Source organism: Paraburkholderia sp. BL18I3N2 (assembly GCF_003001875.1).
Classification (GTDB): domain Bacteria; phylum Pseudomonadota; class Gammaproteobacteria; order Burkholderiales; family Burkholderiaceae; genus Paraburkholderia; species Paraburkholderia phytofirmans.
In genome coordinates this window covers 580,383-599,818 of sequence record NZ_PVNC01000003.1, presented here as the reverse complement: position 1 = coordinate 599,818, position 19,436 = coordinate 580,383, and the positions used below count along the sequence as shown (strand labels likewise).

At 54.7% G+C, this 19,436-nt stretch carries 7 protein-coding genes; 3 read left to right on the top strand and 4 right to left on the bottom strand.

Annotated features, from left to right (window positions below; genetic code table 11):
• Positions 1-28: 28 nt before the first annotated feature.
• From B0G75_RS12365 to B0G75_RS12355, 3 genes are all read left to right on the top strand, one after another.
• Positions 29-6,655 (top strand): DUF3320 domain-containing protein, encoded by a 6,627-nt coding sequence (locus B0G75_RS12365; protein ID WP_106305166.1) that lies wholly within the window; start codon positions 29-31, stop codon positions 6,653-6,655.
• Positions 6,656-6,766: 111 nt separating this feature from the next.
• On the top strand, positions 6,767-8,518 hold the full coding sequence (locus B0G75_RS12360) for a DUF4236 domain-containing protein (RefSeq protein ID WP_106305163.1): 1,752 nt from the start codon (positions 6,767-6,769) through the stop codon (positions 8,516-8,518).
• Between the two features lie 280 nt (positions 8,519-8,798).
• Positions 8,799-11,855 carry a TrlF family AAA-like ATPase gene (locus B0G75_RS12355; protein WP_106305160.1) on the top strand — a complete coding sequence of 1,019 codons (3,057 nt, stop codon included), beginning with the start codon at positions 8,799-8,801 and terminating at the stop codon, positions 11,853-11,855.
• A gap of 565 nt (positions 11,856-12,420) precedes the next feature.
• Here B0G75_RS12355 and B0G75_RS12350 read toward each other — a convergent pair.
• The 4 genes from B0G75_RS12350 to B0G75_RS12335 are packed head-to-tail and all read right to left on the bottom strand — an operon-like array spanning position 12,421 to position 18,418.
• Positions 12,421-12,843, bottom strand: coding sequence for a hypothetical protein (locus B0G75_RS12350; protein ID WP_106305157.1), 423 nt, complete (start codon positions 12,841-12,843; stop codon positions 12,421-12,423).
• A complete protein-coding gene (locus B0G75_RS12345) occupies positions 12,827-14,857 on the bottom strand; it encodes a hypothetical protein (RefSeq protein ID WP_106305154.1) in 2,031 nt (676 codons plus the stop codon). The genes B0G75_RS12350 and B0G75_RS12345 overlap by 17 nt, the downstream gene beginning before the upstream one ends.
• Positions 14,857-17,160 carry a hypothetical protein gene (locus B0G75_RS12340; RefSeq protein WP_106305151.1) on the bottom strand — a complete coding sequence of 768 codons (2,304 nt, stop codon included), beginning with the start codon at positions 17,158-17,160 and terminating at the stop codon, positions 14,857-14,859. Before B0G75_RS12340 ends, B0G75_RS12345 begins: the two co-directional genes overlap by 1 nt.
• A complete protein-coding gene (locus tag B0G75_RS12335; protein WP_106305148.1) occupies positions 17,153-18,418 on the bottom strand; it encodes a tyrosine-type recombinase/integrase in 1,266 nt (421 codons plus the stop codon). The genes B0G75_RS12340 and B0G75_RS12335 overlap by 8 nt, the downstream gene beginning before the upstream one ends.
• Between the last annotated feature and the right edge of the window lie 1,018 nt (positions 18,419-19,436).

Sequence of the window (19,436 nt, the reverse complement as noted above, 5' to 3'; positions counted from 1 at the left end):
CGTACAAGCGAAAGGCTTTGGGGGCCAGATGGACGAGACTATTGTTGAGCCGGCGGAAACGCCGGAGGAGCCACGTTGCGTGCAGATTAAAGCTACGCTCGCTGGCAAAATAAATCTGGCCGATTTCCAGAATGCCATTCCGGTTGTCCACGAACTTTCGCTTACCAACGAGACGACCGATGACGTCAAGGAGTTGAGGCTTATCGCATCCTCCGAGCCGTCATTTTTCAAGCCGAAGACGTGGCACCTAGACCACATCGCGACCGGAAAAGATATACGCATTAGCGACCTCGACCTGTCGCTGGACGGAGCGCTTCTCGGCCGACTGACCGAGTCGGAAAGGGCACTCATCACTTTCAAGCTGACGGCGGGGTTGGAAAATCCCATTGAACTTGCTTCATCCGAGACAACCGTCGAATTATTGCCACGTAACCAGTGGGGCGGTTTATCGGCTCTCCCCGATATGGTCGCGGCATTCATTCAGCCGAACGAACAGGCGGTGGAGCGGGTCTTGAAGAAGGCCGCGGACGTCCTTCACAAAGCAGGCAAGTCAGGGGCTATCAACGGGTATCAGGAAGGTGCAAAGCGAGCTTGGGAATTGGCATCCGCCATCTGGAATGCCATCGGCTCGATGGGCATTGACTATGCGGTGCCGCCGGCAAGTTTCGAACAGTCCGGGCAGAAGGTGCGTAGCCCCAGCCAGATAGCCGACTCGGGCCTTGGGACCTGTCTCGACCTCGCTTTGTTTGTGTGTGCCGCGCTCGAACAGGCCGGTCTCAACGCTGTGCTCATTTTCACGGATGGACACGCATTCCCAGGCGTCTGGCTCAAACGCGAAGAATTCTCGACGTCCGTTATCGACGATGTTACGGCGCTCCGGAAACGTGTGAAATTGAAGGAGTTGGTGCTGTTTGAGTCGACGATGCTCACGCATCGCCCCCATCCGGCATTCAGCTTTGCTATTGCGAACGGCGAGGAGCAGATTTCCGAAGAGGCGGAGCGAAAATTCCATTTGGCTATCGACATCCGCCGCGCGCGAATGCAGCGTATCAAGCCGCTTGCCAGCGAGCAGGCGATTGAACGTGGGACTGTCGGGACGGAAGAAGTCAATCTCGAGAGAGGGTTCGAGGGCGCTCCGGAATTGCCAGAAGAACTGGAACGCTCCTCGGAAGATAAGGCTGTCGAACGCCCGGAGGACCGGCTGACCCGTTGGCAACGGAAACTCCTCGACCTGTCGCTTCGCAATAATCTGCTCAGTTTCAAGGCCGGCAAGAAATCGCTGAAGCTAGAAGCGCCGGACCCCGGCCAACTGGAAGATATTCTGTCGGAGGGGCACGCCATCAAGCTGCTCACGCGTCCCGACCTTATGGACGGCGACGACCCGCGTAGCCAGGCAATTCATGAAGCTCGGGAGCGCGAAAACATTCGTCGTTCCCATGCGATTGACGCATTGAAGCGAAAAGAAGTTTTCGTCGGACTCTCGCAAGACGAGATGGATGCTCGGCTGGTCGAGCTCTTTCGGACCTCACGCACAAACCTGCAGGAGGGTGGTTCCAACACCTTGTATCTGGCGCTGGGCTTTCTTTCCTGGACACGTGAAGCGAAGGACGACAAGAAGTATCGCGCGCCACTCATTCTAGTACCTGTGTCGCTTGAGCGGCGAAGCGCGCGCTCGGGGTTCAGCCTGACTTTGCACGATGACGAACCGCGCTTCAATCCGACGCTGATTGAAATGCTTCGCCAGGATTTCGAACTGGAGCTGGGTATCCAAGACACCGAGCTGCCGAAGGATGATTCGGGCTTGGATGTCGCGGGAATCTGGAAAACCATATCCAGTGCAGTCAAGGACATCAAGGGTTGGGAGGTAGTCGAAGAAGTCGTTCTCGCGACGTTCTCGTTCGCGAAGTATTTGATGTGGAAGGACTTGACTGAGCGAACCGAGCAGCTCAAACAGAATGCGGTCGTGCGGCACCTCATTGAAACGCCGCGCGATTCCTATGAGAGCACGATTGAGTTTCCTGACGCTAGGAGGCTCGACGTAGAACTCCCGGTGAAGAACACCTTCTGCCCATTGCCGGCCGATTCGTCGCAGCTTTCCGCGGTCGTGGCGGGAAGCAAAGGAAAAGACTTCGTCCTAATTGGGCCCCCGGGAACCGGGAAGAGCCAGACCATCTCGAATCTGATTGCGCAGTGTCTGGCGGAAAGGAAGCGTGTGCTATTCGTTTCAGAGAAGATGGCAGCACTCGATGTCGTGTACCGGCGCCTCGCCGATGTTGGTCTTGGCAATTTCTGTCTCGAAATGCATTCCAGCAAAGCACGTAAGACTGAAGTGCTCGAGCAGCTCCGCACTTCGTGGGATTCCGCCGCGGCCATGGAACCCGACGAATGGCATGCGGAAGCCGCTCGACTGGAGGGATTGCGCAACCAGTTGAATGGGTATGTTGAACGTCTGCATCTGAGGTACCCGAACGGGCTGAGCGTATATGAGGCCATCGGTCGCGTTGTCGCCGGGCTTGACTTGCCCGTCCTGCAGGTGTCATGGCCGTCCGCTCGGGTTCACGATTCAGTGGCCATGCGAACGCTGCGCGAGACGGCCGAGCTGCTAGATGTTCACGCGAAAGTGATGGGAGAGGGGCAGCTGACGTCCAGTCCGCTCGCTCACGTGGTTCAAACCGAATGGTCGCCGCTTTGGCAAGCCGCGTTGCTCGATTCGGCACGCGCTATTGGCCCAGTGGTAGCTCGTTTTGAAGCAGCAACTGAGCAACTGCGTGCGGCCGTCGGTCTGCCGTCATCTGTTTTCGACGCGCGTGTTAGGGAAGGCCTGCGTCTCCTGGCTGCGACTTTACCGTCAGCGTCTGGGCACGATTGGCAGTTCGTTCTGCGTCCGGATGCAAAAACAATTGCAGATAACCTGCGCGTTGCGAAACCATTGGTCGAACGACACCGCGAGCTGCACGCTTCACTTTCAGCGCCGCGGGGCAACCAAGTTTTGGAGGATGTGCGACAAGGTATCGTTCAGCTCACTCGTTATCACGAACTTCATTCGCAGCTTTCCCAGCCGTGGAACGAATCGCTAAGGTCACGGCTTTCCGCTGGAATTGAGCTGCTACGAAAGCGCCAGGACGTGGTTAACCAACTGTCGCTCAAATACAAAGACGGTATTTCGACGGCAACGGTTCAGCAACTCCAGCTCGATTGGCGGGAGTTGCAGGATTCGTCCTGGCCGATGAGCACGATGCGCCGCCGCTCGCTTTCGAAGAAGCTCGTGGACCTGTCAACCGGCGGAGGCGAGCCAGACATTGGCGGTGACATCGAACGTCTCAAGCAGATTGAATCACTTCAGGAAGAAATCAAAACGCTCGACGACCTATCGCTGCCGACATCGAACGCGTGGCTGGGATTGAAGACCGAGCTTGATGTCGCGCGGGCTTCTCTTGGTTTCCAAACCGCCCTCGAACAGGCTCGCGTACGGGCGGTTTGGGAAGATGTTGGCCTTGACCCGGTTAGCCGAGGGCAGTGTGGCGAGACGGCGCGTGAAGACCTCGCTCGCATCAGAGAACTTCGTCAGATTGACCAGGTTATCAATCGCCTTTCAGGACTCGAAGAAGAGACAGACGGCGTATGGGTTGGATATAAAACGGATTTGGCTGTCGCGAAGACGTACGTCGTCTTTCAGGGTGCGCTGGCAGCAGCAGTGGCCAGCAGTTATTGGCAGGACGAGGGCTTCAGCGTTATCGAACGCGGCAGCGGGGGGGCCGTCGCGTCGGCGGACCTCAAGAAGATGCGCGAGCTGGTTGCGCTCGGTGTTCGTCTCAAGGAGTTTGATGACCTCCCCGCGAAGACCGGCGGACTCTGGAACGGTTTGCAGACAAAACTGGAGGCAATCGAACCAGCGCTTGATTTCTTCGAGGCGCTGTCGGGCTCGCTCGCATTGATGGCAAATTCGCCTGAGGCACTGGTGGCGGTAAAGAGCCCGATTGCTTTGCTGTTGGGCGATAGCAATGTTCTGCTTGAGCCGACGGGCGCGATTGCGGGTTCCGGGCGTATGTATGCCGACGCACTACAGGCGTTTAATCAGGCAGTGACGCAATTCACGGTCGCGAGCGGCTTGCCGAGCTCTGATGTCACGACTCTGGGTGCACTTCTCCCTGCCGCACTGGCCGGACGTGCAAGCGACGTCCTGGCTAGCTCGAATCGGCTGAATGCTTGGTGTGCGTGGCGCAAGACCCGCGCGGCGGCTCTTGCGTTGGGGCTTGCTCCCCTCGTCGCTGGCGTTGAGCAGGGCGCAATCCAGCTCGGACGCGTAAAAGAAGCGTTCGAGACCTGCTATTGTCGCTGGTGGTTGAATGCAGTTGTCGATGTGGACGACGTGTTGCGCACCTTTGTTTCCGCAGAGCACGAGAAACGCATTCGCGATTTCCGGGAGCTTGACGAACGGTTCATCGGCTTGACACAAGCCTGGGTGCGTGCACAGCTTTCGGCCGGGCATCCCTCTCCTGACCGTGTCTCACGAGGCTCTGAATGGGGCGTGCTGCGATACGAAATGCAAAAGAAGACTCGCCATCTGCCTCTTCGCGAGTTGATGTCTCAAGCTTCGAGCGCCGTGATGCGCCTGACGCCGTGCCTTCTGATGAGCCCGCTGTCGATTGCACAATATCTGCCGGCCGAGACGGCGAACTTTGATGTCGTCATCTTCGACGAGGCATCACAGATTCCAGTGTGGGACGCCATTGGCGCAATGGCGCGTGCAAAACAGGTCATCATGGTTGGTGACCCGAAACAGTTGCCACCGACAAGTTTCTTCGACCGCGCGGAATCGGACATTGATGACACTGATGTCGAGACTGAGCTCGAGAGCATTCTTGAGGAGTGTATCGGCGCCAACCTGCCGACGATGAAGCTATCGTGGCACTATCGTAGCCGCCATGAAAGTCTGATTGCATTCTCGAATCATCGTTATTACGACGGGGACCTGGTGACGTTCCCAAGTCCGGTTACGAACGACCGTGCCGTCAGCTTCAATCACGTTGCCAATGGCCAATACGAGCGCGGCGGGGCGCGAACAAATAAGCCAGAAGCGAAAGCGCTGGTGGCCGACCTGGTCGGCAAAATGAAAACGCCCGGCTTCCGCGACAGTGGGTTGACCATCGGCGTGGTGACGTTCAACTCTGAACAGCAATCTCTCATCGAAGACTTGCTCGACGAAGAACGTCGTAAAGACCCATCCATTGAGCATTTCTTCCTGGAAACGCAGCTTGAACCCGTGTTTGTAAAGAACCTGGAGAGCGCGCAGGGTGATGAGCGGGACATCATGTATTTTTCAACCACCTACGGCCCGGGGGTTGACGGCACCATGCCAATGAATTTCGGCCCGATGAACCAGCAGGGTGGGGAGCGTCGTCTGAACGTTGCCATTACCCGTGCGAGGCAGGAGCTGCGAGTTTTCGGTAGTTTCCGTCCAGAGCAGATGGACTTGGCGAGAACTCAGGCGCTCGGAGTGCGTGACTTGAAGCACTTTCTGGAGTTTGCGGACCGCGGCGCACGCGCGCTTGGCGAAGCGGTTACAGGTAGCGTCGGAGACTTCGAGAGCCCGTTTGAAAAAGCTGTATCGAACGCGCTCACCGATAGAGGCTGGACTTTGCATCCGCAGGTCGGTGTGTCGGCTTTCCGCATTGACCTCGGTGTAGTCGACCCGGACGCACCTGGACGTTACCTTGCCGGCGTTGAGTGTGATGGTGCGACCTATCATCGTTCTGCAACAGCCCGCGACCGCGACAAGTTGCGTGAGCAGGTCTTACGTGGGCTAGGCTGGGACATTTTGCGTATCTGGTCGACCGATTGGTGGATTGACATGCAGGGTACCGTCGAGAAGATTCATCGTCAGCTCGAGGAGTTGCTCGCCGGACAGCGGGCGAAGCGAGCGCAGACCGAGCAGGAGGCGACAGTCCTTGCGGAGCAGGTTGTCGCGGACATAATGGCGATGCCGGTTGAGCCAGTGGACCAGTCGGCAGGTGCGACAACCCAACCATCGAGCGGTGTCGAAGTAGCGGCGGACGCTCCCACACTTCCTGTTACCTATGCCCGGAACGCCGCCGTTGCCCATTCTAGCAAGCTAATTGAGGGACGCTTCACGGAGGTCGATTTGACGCTTGAGGGATACGCGGTCGATGCCAACGCGTTCTTCGACGTCGTCTATAACCCAACGCTTCTGCGTTTGATTGAGCACGTCGTACGCGTGGAAGGACCGGTTCGGGACGAAGTCCTGGCGCGTCGCATTGCGCGGGCGCATGGCTGGGTTCGGACAGGCGCAAAAATCCAGGACCGGGTCGTACGGCTGGCGTCGCAACACTTCAACGGCGACCCAGAGGATGTGGGGACGTTTTTCCGACCTAAAGGTGAACCTGCTGATATGCAGATTCAATTCCGGCGGCCCATTGATGGCACTGCACGGTCAGTCGATGAAATCTCTCTTTCCGAACTCCGAGCACTCGCGTTCGACATGATGCAGGCAGGGCATGACGAAGAGTCTGGGGTGCCGGCGATGGCCCGTGAAGTGGGTCTTCGCAAACTAAACGCAGGCAGCAGAACGCGTCTTGAAATGGCTTGGTCGGATGCGACGAAGACCGCTTTTCGGAACGTTGACGCCGAAGACTAAAACAGCACGAGGGTCGGCACGGTAGATGTCCGGCCGTCTGCGCAACCGGCAGCAAATTTCCTTGCCGAACAGGCGACATTGGTTCGCTGGCGAAGGTACTGGGGGGACGGCATGGGTTGGGGCTTCAGGAAAAGCATAAAGGTTGCGCCCGGTATCCGAATAAATCTCAGCAAGAGCGGAATCAGCACATCCATTGGTGGAAAGGGCTTCACGTACAACACCCGTGGCCGCATCACCACAAGCATTCCGGGAACCGGAATCAGATATTCGACAAATTTGAAGGGCAGGGACTCGAGCCGTCGGGACGGTCACGGCACGTCTGAGAGCATCGGTACTGAACATATGAATACTGAGAACCTATCAAAGAGAGAGCAGGCAACGCAGGACTTCGTCTACAAGGTGCAGTCACGCACAACGAATGCCCTACGACAGTATTTTATTTCCCATGGTGTTTATGTCGAAGACGATGACATCAGCGAAGCGGTCAAGCTCGAAGCGTTTCAACCGTTTCTCAATACGCTCGCGCACGACCTGGCGCTCACAACTAAAGCTATCAAGCTAGCCGTAGACATCGGTACGGTCTCGCTCGCAGAAAAAGAAAAGGCGATGCTGGCGGTCTACGAGATGGAGCACAAGTGTGCTGCTGCGCAAGGACCTCGCGGTGAGCTGCAGACAGCCGCGAGCGCTTTGATGGCCAGGGTGCGGGCTTGGCCGCGTGCTCCTGGATTTGTTGGTCCTCTGTTTGCTGCGCTGTTGGGTTGCTTCCTCATGGCTGTGCTTAGCGTGCCCGTGGGGCTCGCTTTAACTGGATTCGCGTTTGCCTACGGTGGATACAAGACCTTCAGTTTCATGCGTAAGAAGGCCGTTTCCTCTCAAGCCATCAAGGAGGCGCACGAGTGGTTTCAATCCAAACTAACTGTGGAGGTCACGCCGCGACCAGCCATCCGTTCGAGTAATGACTATGTTGCCCTCAAGGCGGCGGCATCCGCAACAGTCACCGCCGCGGCGGTCATCTACACCATCATCGTCTATCCTCACCACCTCGCGTCGAATGGCAATGGTGAACTGGCGACGCATCAAGCCGACACAACCTCAGTCGGTTCGAATGGCGTTGTGCCGGCTGCCGCTACTGCCAGGACACTGAATACAGTTCATCCGGTTCCGGACTTTAGCTGGCTTGTTGGTAAGTATCCTTCTGATGTCGTGAATGACAAACGATTCCGTTCTGCATTTAACGGCATCTCGCGAGCCGACTGGAAACAAATCACGGAACGGCTTGCCGTGACCAACTCATCGGGTATCCAGCCGCAAGACGGCTATCTCGTCGCGGAAGGCTGCAAGGAACATGAGTGCAGTACCGAGCAAGCCGCTTTTGCCATCAATGAAACGACCGGCAAAGGCGTTGCCCTCGTCAAGCAAACCGTAAAACCGTCGGACGCCCCCTCGATAAAGGCATACCAGTGGCCCGACTTGCCCGTTCGTGTGACACCGCTATCAAGCTGGGCGCAGAAAAAGGGGGCAAACGCCGTTGAGGGAGAATCGGCAGTCACAGATACTGCGCCTTCGGCTCAGGCGGCTTCTTTCCAGCAGACCAGCTTTGATTGCTCGAAGGCTCATTCCGATGCAGAGCGCATCATTTGCAGTGATGTCGAGTTGGCTTCGGACGACGTTCAACTGGCGGCAATCTATGGCAAGGCAAAAGCGGCAGTGGATGACCCAGTTGCGTTTAAGGCGCAGACCCGGGCTCAGTGGAATTACCGTGAGCAGCAATGTCATGACCGCGAATGTCTCGTTCGGTGGTATGCCGACCAGAAGATTGTGCTTGCTGCGATTGCCGAGACCGGCAAGGTAGTTCGACCGTGAGAAGAGTACGGGCGTTGTATGCGATTCTTGATGACCGGGACCGGCCACAATAGGGGCATCGCTTGGCTAGGGACCGGGCAACGGAACATTTATTTCGGCGCGGATGCTACGCAGAGCGGATGCTTCATTGTCGGAGCAGAGTGGAAGTGCGGGCACCGTGACTTCAAACGGAAGCTAGGTGGCTCCTATTATCCATTAGAACTTCGCGGCGGTACGTTCGGCCCTCTCCTGTAGGACGTTATGCACAGACAAAGTTGTTCATAAATTAAAAGGAAAATCTATGTATCGAGGGTCAACGTGGGGCAAGTGGGACCTGCACATTCATACTCCAGCGTCTTACGAGTGGAATGGAAGGCGGCTGAGGGACATCCACGACGAAGCTGAACGGGACGCACTTTTGAAGGACGTGGTCTCCGCAATGAACGCGTCCGATTGCGTCGCCGTCGGTGTGATGGACTATTGGACTTTCGAGGGCGTCAAGGCTCTTCGCACCTACCTCCGCAAGCCTGGTGCCGAAGAGCTGCGGCCGACGTTGTTTCCCGGCATCGAGCTTCGGATGGTTTCCCCGGGGGACTTCCGGCTGAACATGCATGTTCTTTTGAATCCTCGGCTGCTGGATGACCAATTAGACGCGTTTAAAGCACAATTGCGGATAGCGAATTTTGACAAGCCTCTCGTCGACGCGAATCTTGTGGAGTACGGGCGGACGCGAGTTACGGATGCCCGACTCGCAGACCTAGGACTATCAAAGGACAAAGTTCTCGGTAGCGACGCTGCAGCGCTAATCGCTGCTTCGAAGACGATTGAAGTGAGCCCAGATTCGGTTCGTGACGCGCTGAAGACATTCGGTCACGAAGACGCAATCTTGTTGATTCCGTTTGACACCAATGACGGGCTGAAGAAGGTTCAGTTTCGAGAGCACTATAACTTCCCTCGCGAATTGCTGGCGATGGAGGCCATCTTTGAGGTGAGTCACCTGCCGACGCGCGACGCGTTCGTCGGGATTTCGACCGAGGATAACCAGAAATTCTTCAAAGATTTTCAGGCGGCCATCCAGCACCCGAAACTCGCAGTCCGCGGTAGCGATGCGCACCGGCTTTCCGACTATGGCAAGTTCCCAGGCGAAAAGAACACCTGGCTGAAAGCAGCACCAACGTTCGCGGGCTTATTGCAGGCATGTAAGGAACCAGCCAACCGGTCTTACATTGGCGCCGAGCCCCCGAAGCTGGAGTTCGTTCGTAGGAACCCGCAGCTATTCGTACGCGGTATCGAAATCAGGAAACTTACGGAAAGCAAAGAACCGGGCGTATGGTTTGATAAAACGAACCTTGGGTTTAGCGACGACCTTGTTGCAATTATCGGCCGGAAGGGCAGTGGTAAGAGCGCACTGGCTGACGTTATCGGCTTCCTCGGCGATACACCAAACAGCGAGCACTTCTCATTTTTATCTCCGACAAGATTCAGACTCGCGCGAGATAACAAGGCCGCCGCGTTCGAAGGTCGCCTCAAATGGGCTGAGGGTGCGAGCGACGTGGAATTCCGGTCGTTGTCGGCAGATACGGAATCGACTGCCGTCGAGCGGGTGAAATATCTGCCGCAACGATACTTCGAAGAGCTCTGCAATGACCACGTCGAAGGCAAGGACGACCTCCTGCAACGCGAACTGCAAACTGTCATCTTCTCCCATCTTTCGCCCACTGAGCGGGAGGGCGCCCGGTCCCTCGACGAGCTCATCGAAATTCGAACATCTGTCATCAATGAGAAGCTGCAACGTAGCCGGGAGGAAGTGGCTCACGTGAGCTCACGAATCGGAATGCTATCTGAACGCGCGAGCCACGAACATGCTCAATATCTTCGGAGGCAGCTTGATTTGCTGATGGAAAAACTCCGGACGTTGAAGGGCCAGGAGCCGACTCTTCCAACGCCCCCGAACACTGACGACCCCACAGTCACGCAGCTCAATTTGCGGATTGCGGTTGTGGGCGAGAAGCTCGGTGCAATTGAAAAGAACATCAGCGAAAAGCAGCAGGAACTTGAGGCGGTGCGTCTCAAACTCAGACGCATCGAAGACGTCCGAGCTCGGGTGTCATCGTTCGCAGAAGGCGTTGACAACTTCAAAAGGCAGATGAGCGCAAGTCTGGGCGAGTTGGGCATGCATTTTGACCAGATTGTCCAGTTCGGTGTGGACCTTTCCACCATTGAGCAGCTCGAGGTCGATACCAAGACGGTCCATGCGGAACTGAATGGTCTTCTCGCAGCGGAGGGCGAAACCTCGGTCCACGCCACGCGATTAGCGACTCAAAAAGAGCTCGCAGAGTTGAAGGGCAAGCTCGACGAGCCGAACAGCCAGTATCAACAGGGGTTACTTGCGCACAGTCAGTGGAAAGACGCTTGGTCTGATTTATTGGGTGACTCTGAAACGCCAGGAACTTTCTGGTCGATTTGGTGGGAGCTTGAGGCGCTACCCTTGCTTGAGGTGCAGCTTAATGACCTGCGACGCACGCGCGTTACGCAGGCAAAGCAAATCCTTGGAGCTATTCAAGAGATTGCAGCGGTTCGGGCAGCCCTGTATCGGCCCGTCCAACAGTTGGTAGACAGTGACGCAGATATTCGTGAGCACTTGCACGTAGAATTTTCGGTTAATTTGTCGTTCGAGGCGTTCGCAATAGGAATCTTTGACTATGTGAAGCAAAGTGCGGGTTCGTTCGTCGGGTCGAGTGAATCCAAGGCGCTCGTGAATCGAATTCTAAGCGCGAATGACTTGACGACCGAAGACGGCTTGGAGCGCTTTCTTGCTGACATTGAGACAGCGCTTTCAGAGGATGTTCGCGGCAGTGAGCGGCGACCAGTGAGCTTGGACAGCATCCTTCGTAGCGACAAGAAGCCAGAGAATCTATTCAACTACCTCTATCAACTCGAATATGTACAGCTCGCGTATGGGTTGAGCATGAGCGGTGTCTCCCTTGAGCGCTTGTCGCCTGGACAGCGAGGTGCTTTGCTTCTCATTTTCTACCTGTTGGTAGACCGCGACCGGATTCCAATCGTGCTGGACCAGCCAGAAGAGAATCTGGACAACGAGACTGTCTTCCGGCTCTTGGTGAATGTCATCAATAAGGCGAAGCAAAATCGTCAGGTCATCATGATTACGCACAACGCAAACTTGGCAGTGGCCTGTGACGCCGAGCAGATAATCTGCTGCGATATGGACCGCGAAGGACAGAGCCGGATTACATATCAGGCCGGCGCTATCGAAGAGTTACAAATGAACAGAGTGGTCGTTGATGTTTTGGAAGGTACAAAGCGAGCGTTCGACAATCGAAGTCGGAAGTACGCGTAGGACCTCGGAAGATTGCGAGCCCGGTTCTGTGCGCGTGAACTGGCGTCAAAGCTTGGTTGTGTGATTGCGAAAGAGGTAGCTCGCTACAGGTGTCACGCTTGCGCGACTGCGGCGTGTGCCGTGGAAAGCAGCGAAGACGCCGATACACGGCGTCTTCGCTTCAACCGCGCGGAGAGTTCTCGTTGAGCGTACTAGAACCGCCGACCGAGGAAGGCTTTGTTGCGGCAGTCACTGCATCGGCGAACAGGTCGAAAGTGACTGGCGAGTCGTAGTGGCTCAGGGAGGGGACGTATCATCATACGCAGTTTCGCGAGTTTATGCAGGCGAGTAAGGCCGGCTAGCAGAGGTGTCCGCCCACGTGGCTGACAAGCCGCAAGGCGGGTTGTTGACTGCGGTATTGCTCGGTGTCGAGCACGCAGACACATGTGCCACGTCGAAGCCAGGACGTGAGGAGTTTGCTTGTAGGGCCGAGCTCGATGGGCCGTCACAAGGAAGCAATCGCAGCCTTGGAGGGCCGAATGGGGGGCGTTGGATTCTGGGGAATTGCACGAAACATATGGTGAGCCTAGGAGTTCCACAATGGTGAGAGCGGTGGAAGATACTCGTCCAACCTGCGTTGCAACTCGGCCTTTTCGCGGAGGAGGGTGAGAACCGCTCGGTGAGCGCTAACTAATCTCGACTGTGCTTCGTCACGCTGTTTCTTGTACCTTTGGGCTTTGGTCACTAAGTCCTGTCGTTCATGTCTACGCTCCCGCCGCTTATTTTTGATTTCCTTATGTTGAGCACTGATTTCGATGTGCGCTTGAATCTCACGAATCAGTGCCGGGTAACGCGTTTTCTTGAACGCGTCTGGCTCCCTTCCGGCTTCTCGCGCGACGTTATTTTGGGTCACGGGTGTTCCGCGCGGAACGACGTTTGACTGACCTTGTTTGAGCCTTTCGAACGCAGCGCGATAGTTATCCTCTGCTGTTTCAGTGTTTTGTGTCATGGAGAAAATTCCTTAAGCCTTGAGCTTCCGCTTGTAGGGCCCGTGCGCGGGGACTATTTGCTTCGGCGCTGACGATTTTTTGTTCTACACTTTTGAGTTGCCGTTCAGCTGATGAGCGCTTCCGCTTGTCGTAAACCACTTGATGACACGGTTTGCCGCCGTCGCCACCGGCACATCGGGAGATTGACTCTATTCCTCCATATTCGCAGTGTTCCCGGTTTGTGCACCCACCTAGCCGAATAGCGCGGAACGATACATTTCCCTTCTGCCCTTCTTTAACCAGACTGGCGAAATCCTTTGCACCAACGAAATCAAGGACAATTTGTTTCTTCCGTTCTTCGCCATACGGTGATACATAGCGCTCGTCCGTAATAGCTTGAAGTTGTTTGGCCATGACTTCGTAGCGCGCTGTGACTGTCATGCCATCCCATTCGGAATTGAACTTGAGCCGACTAAAGTTCTTTCCGTAGTAACGGGTTTGAAGCAGTGTTAGATGCTTCATAAGGAATTGAATCGAGGTGTCGCTTAATATGCCACTGGCGAACATGTTAATTGCTCCGGTTCGGCGGAGTTGATGGAATGCGAGAGGCCAAATTTCTCCTACTTTAAATTTTGGAGATTCTCCAAGGTTGGGAGTGAAGAGCCTGGCCGTCTCATAGTCCTCTTGCGTAATCCGAAGCGCCTCGCGGTCAAACAGTCGCGGAAATCTTCTAATGGCTACCCAATAGCGCGCAAGAAGTGGCCGCACTGCGTAATCCCTGTCTTGGTCCCCCTGAGCCCATGGCTCATTCGCGCCGGACAGAAGAAAAGGATTTTTCACGTCGTCGGCGGTCCAATTAACCTCAGGGGAAGCAAGAGCAGCGTTAACACGCATCGTCGCCACCTGGGTTAGCGCGTTCACCGCCACTTCAACGCTGGGACTTGTGGGCCATCGCGCATCACTGTCAGGGTCTGTTTTAGTGGTTTCACCACAGATTGTTGGGATTCGACCGAATGTGGGGTCTTCTTCCCAGATGAGGCAATCAGAACGCAAACCGGCAAATTCCTCCGAACGTTGAAGGGTGAAATTTGCGATGTATGCCAATCCGGCGAATTGAACCAGTGAGAAATACGTTGAGAGCTGCGAGATGTTGAGATGTCCGCGGTCAGTCGCAACCCATTTACGAAGGAGCAAATCAATTCCAAACCGTTTGGCATTCTCCTCGAATGACCCGTGGTACTCGCGGGCTGGTTTGCGCCGTGTGAGAGTGAAAGGACTGACATCCCTTATCGGCGCGCCAGCCGCGGCAAGCAATTCATAGTTCCTGGTGTACGCACCAAGGCAAAACTCATAGAAATTCTCCACTGCCTTCTGATGGACTAAGAAATCATCTAGACCTTCTCGAAGGCGTGTGACTTGATACACCCAAATTCTTGGCGGAATATAGGCGGTTTGCACGATGTCTCTGTGTTTGGTGATGGAGAATTCCTCAGCAAGTGAACGCATGCCCGATTCGTCCAGGAGCGTAAAGTCAAGTTCTTCACGTGCTCGAAATAGGCGGTCGAGTATGACTAGAAGATTGTCGCGGTGGCTTTTGCGTTTAATCGTAGCGCCAATGAGACGTACAACTTGTGGAAATCTAGCAAGGTCGCTAGCGACGATTCCGTTTTTTTCACAGAGAAGCACGACGCGCCGAAAGGTGTTAAAGTCGTTTTTCAGGGTTTGCCATGACGTATAGCCCTGTGGACCCCATATCAACCATGACATGCACATTCTGAGCACGTTCTGGTTCTGTTGGCCGAGCCCAGAATCGGCCGTACGCGGCTGCTTAGCGAAGTAGAGCTTGAAAACTTTGCCTGCCCAAGCAGAAAAATCCCATACGGCATCACCCCACTTGGATACTGGGTTGCAATTCGCATTAAGAGAGATGACCCAATCCGGGAGAGGCGGCCACGATGGAGGTTGATGGCAGTGGCTAATCTCTGCTGCCGTAGGAACGTTAAGCTTGAGTGAAAGGTTTGGTAGCAATTCCATCACACTTTATCCTGTAACTCGACAATTTCGTCCCCGAAGGAGGGGTGAAAATCTTCTTCTTCCGCGCGCAATTTCGCCTCTAGCACCCAGTCGCGACGTAAATCGCTCGATTCTTCAAATGCTTTCAATTTTTCGTCCAGCCGGTCAATGACCAGCTTTGCTGGAGGTATATCTCCATGGTTCTTGGGCGAAGGGCCCTTGCTCAATTCAATAATCTTAAGATTTTTGAACGTGACTAATGCCCAAACGTAATCGAGAGAATCGACATCTTTATGATTAACACACCACAAGCATCCAGATGCTCTTGCGCAATCCGGACTTGGTGCGCCTCTAGGAGCGAGCGCGACCTGTTCGGGCTTTCCTTCACACTGCCCAGGAGCCACTGCTTGAGTTGGGACCAAGGTCGGGTCCGCAATGCTCCAGAAGTTAATCGTCTCCCCGAGGGCGCGTTGGTAGCTAGGACGGTGATAGACGTTCAGCAACGTTTCCCTTGCATGCTGCCCTATTTCAGCCGTTAAGTCTGGGTCCGCGGTTCGTCTCAGAAGCCAGTTTACTCTCGTGCCCCGTAGTGACCGTGGCGGGACATACGTGATGTTCGCTTGTTCGCATGCCACCCTAAGGAAATTCGCGTGGAACTTGCCAGTTTGCTTTTTTCCTACTTCTTTTATTAGTGGGAATAGCAAACTGACCCCCGGAAAAAAGGCTCGGCGCCATTCAAGATAGCGCTCAAAATGGGATTTATACTCTTTGAATACTTCGAAGAGAACAGGGCCGCCTCGGCGCTCTTTATGGTCCCGCACTTGGTATCCGTCGTGGTGTCCAGTGTAGAAGAAACGGCGGAGGGAAAGGTCATACGCTTGCGCCAAATTCATGCCAGTCTGTCCGATGAACATGCTTAGTTCGGCTTCGATGCGAGCATTCGCAAGAGAGTAGCGCTTCCCCAGACCCGAGGTCTGGTCCATTTTTGTCCATGCCACGGACTCGCGAAGGGTCAAGGTCTTGCCGTTTCTAAGCGTCACTAAAACGGGTAATGACGCGAACTTGACAGTCTTAGTGGTTAATGCGTCGCAGACGTCTTGAAGCATGTGGCCAAATGCGAACGTCTCACTTAGATTTTGTTTTTCCGCCTCGACGCCAATGGCTGTCGGCCTTTTATTTTTCTTCTGCAGTCCTGTTAGTTCGATTATGTTGGTGTGTCGCTCGAGGGCGACATTTATGAGTTTTCCTACCGTAGTGCCGAATGTGTAAGCCGTGCTGTTTTTTAATCGGCTATTGCTATTCTGTCCATTTTTTTGCGAGATTTTTGTAGAGATTCTGGTTCGATGGAGCAGTGAATTAATCCACGAACAATAGGTGCCTACGATTGCGTCTCTAGTCATTGGCAGACCATGCTCGTCAGCAAATCCGTAAATTTTCCTCAATGCCTTCATGTTATTGGCGATAGAATGTGGACTGTCACCGGCTACGGTCCGCGTACTAAGTTCTTCATGAAAGCTGCATACAACGTCTAACCGGTCTCGCAGCGGCAGGCCAAGCACGCCTATAGCTATTTGACTTTGAACTTTTCTTGCTGCTGCCGCAGAGCCGCCAAGATAGAGAAGAATGTTGAGGTTAAGCGGCTCATATTTTTCTGCCAGCGCCGAGCTGCTAACGGTCAAATCGGGTATTGATTCATGATTACACTGCGTCCGTACTATCGCAATCGATTCTCGCTCGGTCGTGATGTGCGTCGTCGAATCATGCTTTGGCTTGCCGACGTTTGATTGATGCTGACGGGGAGGTCTCATCTTGGTCAATACCATCAGACCATCATGCCTCCCCAAGGCGACGTCGAGAACGCGTGAGGCCTTCATACAGTATTCATACCCAGCTGAGTAGGAAATGGGACCACAATCGCGCTCAAAGGGTTCTCCGTTATCCTCTGCAAGTTCAGTGCGCTGAATCATAAAGTCAGTCCACGCGCAAAAGACGTCAACGACGCTATCTAAGGTCATTGATTTTCCCGTGCGCTCGGCGAAGCGATAGAGCATCTTCAAGGCAGAGAGTCTTTGTTGTAGCATGACTTCGGGCAGACCAGAGTCAAGAGCGGCAGACAGCGCGCGGTGAAGCGCTTGGACGAGAGGTAAGCGCTCCAACTGCGGAGGACCCATTTCGTCTCTCGCTATTCGACGAGGGAAGCTACTCGGGTCCTTGGACGCTCCGCCTTGGTAAAGCAAGACGCCCAGATTCTTGAACCACGAGTTCGCGTCGGCTCCAAGAGATGGAAAGCCGAGGTCTTGGGGAGGCAGGTTGCTGTTATGCATCGAGCTTGTTCCAATCTCTGTGCCGAAAGCCTGTAAATGCCTCGTGGTAGTCCGTCGCGACTTGCTCCTTCGCGTCGGACCTCTCACGGAACCGGATGTAGTCGAACGTGGTCCGCTCATCTTTGTGCAGCAGTGCGTCCCGGACTATCCCAAGTGCTTCGGCTGGATTTAAATGCGCCAGCAAGATTGACGTTAGGCTCGTGCCGAATGTCGCTCGAGAGTCGTGGAACTTGAAGCGTTCCATGAAGTGCATCCCTTCGGCAGTTGCCTCCGTCCGGAGCGCACGTACTAGTGCTCCGACATCGGCGACTGAGTAGGGGCGGCCGGAACGTGTAAGAAACAGCACGTCCTTGGAGGTAGAGTCCGCCTTAACCTCGCGTTTGAGTCGAGTGGGTGATGTAGCGTAAATTTTCAAGTCGTTGAGCAACGCACGAGGCACAAGAATATTTCCTTTGACCGATAATTTGGTCGAAACACCGGTTCCAGGTCCCACCGGCAGTAAGAAGACACCAGGCCACTCGGGGCTTTCACGTGCGGTGTACAAACTGGTCACGGTCAGCGTGACAACCGTGCCGACTCGCGCGCCGGTGAAGAAGCCCACGCTCAACATCATGTGCAATTCCAAAGTACATTTGTCCGCGCAGTAAGCGAGCAGTTGCATCATGTCGGCGGCGAGGAGCGGCAGAAGACCTTCTTCTAGTCGGACTCCCTCAACCCTTTTGGTATTCTTAATCTTCAAGTCCGTAGTGATTCTGACCAAGGCTCGTTTGAAGCCGAGTCTGTCGTTTATCGCGATGTTCACTGATTTTTCCACCCACATTGGCCCTACCGCGCCGACCATATCGTGCAAATCAGCGAAGCGATAAAACATGATTGCCGCGCTCATGCAAGCAGATGCGGTGCTGTCTGCGATAATGCCGTCGTCGCGTTCCTTGATGAGATAACCTTTGAATTTTGTGAGAACCCTCTCATCTTTGCGAACTGGAAAGTGCCGCCAATCTAGGTTTGCACCTTCAAGATAATTTGCATAACTACACAAATGCTTCATTGTTCGATGGACGGTTTCAATATCGAGTCCGGACGAGGTAGCCCTTTCCAGCCCCCAGACATTTGCTTCGTCCCAAGGCGTCCCGTCCTCCCAGAAAATTTGTGGTAAATCCTCGATTGGTGCACGTTGGGTCGATGCCTCCATCAAGTCGTTGTTGACATCAAGGGAATGTTCGGTAAATTGGTATGAGATGTATTCAAGCCAAGCCATCTCGTGCTCCTCGATTGGTCGCGTCGGAGGGGAGGGTGAAGAGCTTGGCGGATACTGGTAGCCGGCCTGTTAATTGGGACGCTGAGCGGTTGCGTGCACAAATAGTGCGAAGCATGCCTCCGCCAAAAACATTCGGTTTGCGCAAACTGAGAGAGGCTGCCGCTGTCGCGAGCTTTTTCAACGAACCGGTAGAGAAGTTGCATTCAATTCCGAAGTGGTTTTCTCGAGACGAAACCTTGGTGTTCCAGGAGAGGCAATATCGTATCAATCCATTGTCGTCTGAGAACGAAACTGTTTCCTCAAGCCTGAAACAAAACATATAAGTAGTCCTATTTTTAAAACGGTTCATCTCGTCTTGAATGGTATCGAAGCGTTGGCTAGTTACCGCCAAAGCTGGCAGGGGCGCGCCAGAGGATGGTGCTTTTAGGGCTCTCCATCGACCGACTCACCACGAAATCACCCGGCTACACCATCGTCTCATTTGCCATTTGCAAGTGACCAAGAAGTGCGCTAAGTCGGCTGGATGCGAGCAGAACTTCCATTTGATAGTAATAATCAATCGCACGTTATCAATTTGCATAAACTATCTAAAATTGATGGCGATAGCGTTTTAGATGGGTGCCGTATTGAGACCTAAAACGTGCAAATCTAAAATCTCTTCTATTGCGCCACGTAGCATCCCGACATGGGAACGAGGCGGTTACCATGACGGGAGCCTTCACAGCTCGGAAAATGAACGCAATTCGGTGTGGCCGTTTGAGGTGGCGACCGACGTTAGTGAACTCGCGCGTCGCGACTTGGCCCATGCCTCAAGGCGCGACTCGCGGAACCGGAAGATGTTTGCGGGCCTCAAATAGCAGGTACGACGCATAGGAAGTCGCTCAGGAGCGCCTGAGCGCTTATGATTGGCGCCTGCAGCACTGTCGACCGTCCTTTGATTCTTCACAACGGTCAAATCGGCTGAGGACTGGATTCATTCGCTTACTCGTCGATGGTCTAATCACCGAGAGGAGGCGGA

Coding starts and splice junctions, on each gene's coding strand:
- B0G75_RS12365 (WP_106305166.1), top strand. CDS start 29: ATGGACGAGACTATTGTTGAGCCGGCGGAAACGCCGGAGGAGCCACGT.
- B0G75_RS12340 (WP_106305151.1), bottom strand. CDS start 17,160: ATGCATAACAGCAACCTGCCTCCCCAAGACCTCGGCTTTCCATCTCTT.
- B0G75_RS12350 (WP_106305157.1), bottom strand. CDS start 12,843: ATGACACAAAACACTGAAACAGCAGAGGATAACTATCGCGCTGCGTTC.
- B0G75_RS12360 (WP_106305163.1), top strand. CDS start 6,767: ATGGGTTGGGGCTTCAGGAAAAGCATAAAGGTTGCGCCCGGTATCCGA.
- B0G75_RS12355 (WP_106305160.1), top strand. CDS start 8,799: ATGTATCGAGGGTCAACGTGGGGCAAGTGGGACCTGCACATTCATACT.
- B0G75_RS12345 (WP_106305154.1), bottom strand. CDS start 14,857: ATGGAATTGCTACCAAACCTTTCACTCAAGCTTAACGTTCCTACGGCA.
- B0G75_RS12335 (WP_106305148.1), bottom strand. CDS start 18,418: ATGGCTTGGCTTGAATACATCTCATACCAATTTACCGAACATTCCCTT.